Annotated in this window: 4 protein-coding genes and 1 riboswitch; of the genes, 2 read left to right on the top strand and 2 right to left on the bottom strand. The window is 70.3% G+C overall.

Going from position 1 to position 4,956, the window contains the following annotated elements; genetic code table 11:
• Positions 1-612 precede the first annotated feature (612 nt).
• Positions 613-1,116, top strand: coding sequence for a YfcE family phosphodiesterase (locus tag AB0C29_RS33335; RefSeq protein ID WP_360828736.1), 504 nt, complete (start codon positions 613-615; stop codon positions 1,114-1,116).
• Here AB0C29_RS33335 and AB0C29_RS33330 read toward each other — a convergent pair.
• On the bottom strand, positions 1,103-2,197 hold the full coding sequence (locus tag AB0C29_RS33330; protein WP_360828733.1) for an L-dopachrome tautomerase-related protein: 1,095 nt from the start codon (positions 2,195-2,197) through the stop codon (positions 1,103-1,105). The genes AB0C29_RS33335 and AB0C29_RS33330 overlap by 14 nt on opposite strands.
• A gap of 61 nt (positions 2,198-2,258) precedes the next feature.
• Positions 2,259-3,680 carry a glycine hydroxymethyltransferase gene (locus AB0C29_RS33325; protein ID WP_360828730.1) on the bottom strand — a complete coding sequence of 474 codons (1,422 nt, stop codon included), beginning with the start codon at positions 3,678-3,680 and terminating at the stop codon, positions 2,259-2,261.
• Positions 3,681-3,699: 19 nt separating this feature from the next.
• Positions 3,700-3,806: riboswitch (ZMP/ZTP riboswitch) on the bottom strand.
• An 86-nt stretch (positions 3,807-3,892) separates the two neighbouring features.
• On the opposite strand from AB0C29_RS33325, the gene AB0C29_RS33320 reads away from it, so the two are divergent.
• Positions 3,893-4,956: cation:proton antiporter (locus AB0C29_RS33320; RefSeq protein WP_360828727.1), on the top strand; the 1,064-nt coding region annotated here is incomplete at its 3' end.

Genomic DNA, 4,956 nt, shown 5'->3' with positions numbered 1-4,956 from the left:
AGCGCGGTGACCGCGCCGAAGCCGGCGACGACCGAGGCGACCAGGGCGCCGGTGGCGGCGAGCCGCCATCGGCGGCGCGACCGCCCGGCGGGGGCGACGGAGGGAGCGGGGATGACCATTGCTTCTCCTAGACACAGCGGTACGGGCGCGGGGGTCACGCGTCCGAGGGGCGGGAGCCGGGGAAAGCGCCCGTTGGGGATGACAGCCGGAGCGGTCGAAGAGAGCGCTTCACTGTTTCCTGGACGCTAAGTTCGTTACGGCTGTGTGTCAAAGGATCGGCGGCGAGGTTTCCGGAGCTGTTTTTGCCGTCGGCAACCGTTCTAGCTGCACGGAAGCTCTCCGAGAGGCTCGGCCGGCCGCCCCGCCGGGTGGTTCCGGAACCGGTTCCGACGTGCACTGATAGGGTCCTGGCGCGTCCCCGCCGCAGCTGCTTCCGCGGCCCTGCCCCGACGGGAAAATCGGCTCTGGATAACGGTTCTCACCGCCGGATCGACGCGCCCGAATGAGCCTGCACTTGTAAGACGCTCGTAAGCCTCTTAAGGACTAAAAGGGACACGACGGCCCTTCTTGCGGGAAGCGCTTCCTCGCTCTCCAGGGTTCTAGGGTGGCGTCATGCGCTTGGTACTGATGGCGGACACCCACCTGCCGAAGCGGGCCCGCGACCTCCCGGCCGAGCTGTGGGCGGCGGTCGACGCGGCCGACGTCGTCGTCCATGCCGGCGACTGGGTCGACGTCCCGCTGCTGGACGAGCTCACCGCCCGGTCGAAGCGGCTGATCGCCTGTTACGGCAACAACGACGGTGCGGCGCTGCGCGCCCGGCTCCCCGAGATCGCCCGGGCCGAGCTGGACGGGCTACGGCTGGCCGTGGTCCACGAGACCGGGCAGGCCACCGGCCGCGAGCAGCGCTGCGCGGCCCGGTTCCCGGACACGGACGTGCTGGTCTTCGGCCACTCCCACATCCCGTGGGACACCACGGCGGAGACCGGCCTGCGCCTGCTCAACCCGGGCTCCCCGACCGACCGGCGCCGCCAGCCGTACGCGACGTACCAGACGGCGACCGTGTCGGACGGGGTCCTGACCGGCGTCGAGCTGCACCGGATCGTCAGACGAGCCTGACCGGGCCGGCGTCGATCGGCACCCGGAACAGCGAGTACGGGTACTGGCGCCGGTCCGTACCGCCCTGGTACTTGGCCTGGCGGTGCAGCTGGTTGGCGGTCACGTAGAGGTGCCGGTCCGCGCCGACCGACATCGTGTCGGGCCAGAGCAGCCGCGGATCGTGCACCACCGTCTCCAGCGTGCCGTCCGGCAACCGCCGCAGGACCGCGTTGTGCTCGCAGTTGGTGAGATAGAACCGGCCCTGGTCGTCGGTCTCCAGCCCGTCGGAGAGGCCGCCCTTGTCCCCCTCGTCAACCACCGTCGCGGCCACCTCGTCAGCACCGGCCGAGCGGTCCACCAGAGCGTCGGTCGACACGCTGTACCAGTGCCGGGAGGCGAGCGGGCAGTAGTAGAGCCGGCTGCCGTCCGCGCTGATGGCGATGCCGTCCGAGCCCATCAGCACCGGCTTGGCCGGGCCGTCGGCCGGACGCTCCAGGAACGGTGCGCCCTCGACCACGGGCAGGAAGGCCGGCGGCTGCTCGGCCTTGGTGGACGGATGATCGTGCAGCTTCCGCCAGGCCGTACCGGATGCCAGGTCGACCACGATGATGCCGTTCGGGCCCTGATCGGCGGAGTCGGTGATGTAGGCGACGTTGCGCCGCAGGTCGAACCGCACGTCGTTGAGATAGGTCGTGGGCAGCGCCACGTCGGGCTCGAAGACGATCGTCTGCACGACGGTGTCGGTGCTCAGATCGACACAGACCATCTTGGGGCCGCCGGGCTTGGTCGGCTGGAACAACGGACTCCCGGTGTCGAGCACCCAGAGCCGGTCGGCGGGATCGACGACGATGCTCTGCACCGACACGAAGGCCTTCGCATCGTCGTCGCCGGACGGGCTGTTCCACGTCTGGTCGGGGAAAGGGACGGCGGTCCCGTCGCGCAGTTCCGCGACCGTGAACGGCACCTCGTCGCCCCACTTCGGGTAGTTGACGAAGATCCGTCCGCTCGCGGAGACACTCACGCCGGTGGGCATCGGCCCGCTGTCGAACGTGTGCACGGTTTCGAGGCCGCCGATTGTCTGATCGCTCGGTTGATCTGTCATCCCCGCCGCATACCCGTCGAACAGCCGCAATAACGGCTGTCCGACGGGCGGCGAAGCAGGATCAGGAGATGTCGACGGTCGGGTAGAGCGGGAAGTCGGCGAGCAGCTCGGTCGCCTGCTTGGCGACCCGGTCGGAGACCGCCGCGTCCAGGTCGAATTTCGCCTTCGAGGCGCCGGCCTTGGTGCTGCTCAGCACCGTGTGCATGAGCTCGGCGATCTGGTCCATCTCGGCCGTGCCCAGGCCCCGGGTGGTCAGCGCCGGGGTGCCGATCCGGATGCCGGACGTGTACCAGGCGCCGTTCGGGTCCTGCGGGATCGCGTTGCGGTTGGTGACGATGCCGGAGTCGAGCAGCGCCTGCTCTGCCTGGCGGCCGGTCAGGCCGTACTTGTCGACGTCGATGAGGACCAGGTGGTTGTCGGTGGCGCCGCCGAGGAGGGTGGCGCCGCGGCTGGTCAGGCCGGCCGCCAGGGCCTGCGAGTTGTCGACGATGCGCTGGGCGTAGTCGGCGAACTCGGGCCGGCGGGCCTCCGCGAAGGCGATCGCCTTGGCCGCCATGACGTGGGCGAGCGGGCCGCCGAGGACCATCGGGCAGCCCCGGTCGACCTGGTCGGAGAGCTCGGGCTGGCAGAAGACCGCGCCGCCGCGCGGGCCGCGCAGGCTCTTGTGGGTCGTGGTGGTGACGATGTGCGCGTTGGCGATCGGGTCGAAGTCACCGGTGAAGACCTTGCCCGCGACCAGGCCGGCGAAGTGGGCCATGTCGACCATGAAGGTCGCGCCGACCTCATCGGCGATCTCCCGCATGATGCGGAAGTTCACCTTGCGCGGGTACGCCGAGTAGCCGCCCACGATCACCAGCGGCTTGAAATCCTTGGCCGACTCGCGCAGCGCCGCGTAGTCGATCTGACCGGTGGCCGCGTCGACGCCGTAGCTGCGCTGGTCGAACATCTTGCCGGAGATGTTCGGCCGGAAGCCGTGGGTGAGGTGGCCGCCGGCGTCCAGGCTCATGCCGAGCATCCGCTGGTTGCCGAACGCGGCGCGCAGCTCGGCCCACTCGGCGTCGGTCATGTCATTGACGTTGCGCTTCTGCACCTTGGCCAGTGCCGGCGCCTCGACCCGGTCGGCCAGGATCGCCCAGTACGCGACCAGGTTGGCGTCGATGCCGGAGTGCGGCTGGACGTACGCGTACGGCGCGTTGAACAGGGCCTTGGCGTGCTCGACGGCGACCGACTCGACGGTGTCGACGTTCTGGCAGCCGGCGTAGAAGCGGCGGCCGATGGTGCCCTCGGCGTACTTGTCGGAGAGCCAGTTGCCCATCGCGAGCAGCACGGCCGGGGACGCGTAGTTCTCGGAGGCGATGAGCTTGAGAGACTCACGCTGGTCGGTGAGCTCCTTGGCGATCGCGTCGGCGATGCGGGGCTCGACGGCGCGGACCGCTTCCAGGGCGGAGCGGAACGCGGTCGATTCGGCGTTCAGTGCAGACATCGGACCTCCCTATCACAGGTGAAGAGGCCCAGGCGCACGGCAGGTCGTCTCCGGAGAACGGTCGTCCGGCACGGGGCCGCTCCCCGATGGTTGGCCCATCCGAACGCGCCAGTCACGGCCCGCCGACCAGCATACCGGCGCCGCCTCGGCCACGCGATCGCTCATCCAGGGAGTACGTCACACCGGCGGGCCCGGCCACTAGCCTGGCGATCATGAACGGCGTACAGATCCTGCTCATCATCGGAGCCGGTATCGCGGTGTCCGCCCTGGCCCACCGGCGCGGCGTCCAGCCCGGGCTGATCATCGTCGCGCTGGCCGCCGGGATCAGCTTTGTGCCCGGGGTGCCGCGGCTGGAGCTGGACAGCGAGCTGATCCTGGCGATCGTGGTGCCCCCGCTGCTCTACTCGGCCACCCGCAACGCCTCGGCCACGGCGTTCGGGCAGAACCTGCGGAGCATCATCGACCTCGGGGTGCTGCTGGTGGTGCTGACCGCGGGCGCGCTCGGGGTGGTGACCTCGTGGCTGCTGCCGTCGATCGGGCTGGCCGCCGCCTTCGTGCTCGGTACGGTGCTGGCCCCGCCGGACACCATCACGACCGTGTCGCACGGCAAGGAGCTGGGCCTGCCCCGCCGGGTCACCTCGATCCTCACCGGGGAGAGCCTGGTCAACGACGCCACCGCGCTCACCCTGTTCAGCATCGCGGTGGGCGCGGTCGCCGGGGAGCACACCAGCTGGGGCGCCGGGGCCCTGGAGCTGCTGCGCAACGCGGCGCTCGGTGCGGCCATCGGCGGTCTGCTGACGGCGGCCACCTTGCTGCTGCGCAAGCGGCTGGCCAATCCGACGCTGGAGACCACGCTGGTGCTGCTGGTGCCGTTCACCGCGTTCCTGCTGGCCGAGCAGGTCGAGGCCTCCGGCATCATCGCGGTCGTCACCGCGGCCTTCCTGATCAGCGTGAACACGTCCCTGGACCCGCGGCACCAGTATCCGGGCGCCTACCGGACCCGGTTGCAGGAGGACGCCTTCTGGCCGGTCGTCGACTTCCTGCTGGAGACGTTCGTCTTCGCGTACATCGGGTTGCAGCTGAGCTTCGTGCTGGACGACCTGGCCGCCGAGCCGGAGCCGGGGCTGAACCGCACGCTCATCGCGGCCGGGGTGCTGCTGCTCGCCGCCATCCTGCTGCGGCTCGTCGGCGTGTTCCTGCTGTTCGGACGGTGGCGGATGGGCGATCGCCTGGCCCAGGCGCGGCTCGCCCGGGACCCCGGCCGGGCCGCCCGGAT

It is taken from the genome of Actinoplanes sp. NPDC048791, assembly GCF_040650095.1.
In the GTDB taxonomy this organism is placed as follows: Bacteria; Actinomycetota; Actinomycetes; order Mycobacteriales; family Micromonosporaceae; genus Actinoplanes.
The sequence above is the reverse complement of the archived record's forward strand: the minus strand, read 5'-3'. Positions and strand labels throughout refer to the sequence as shown.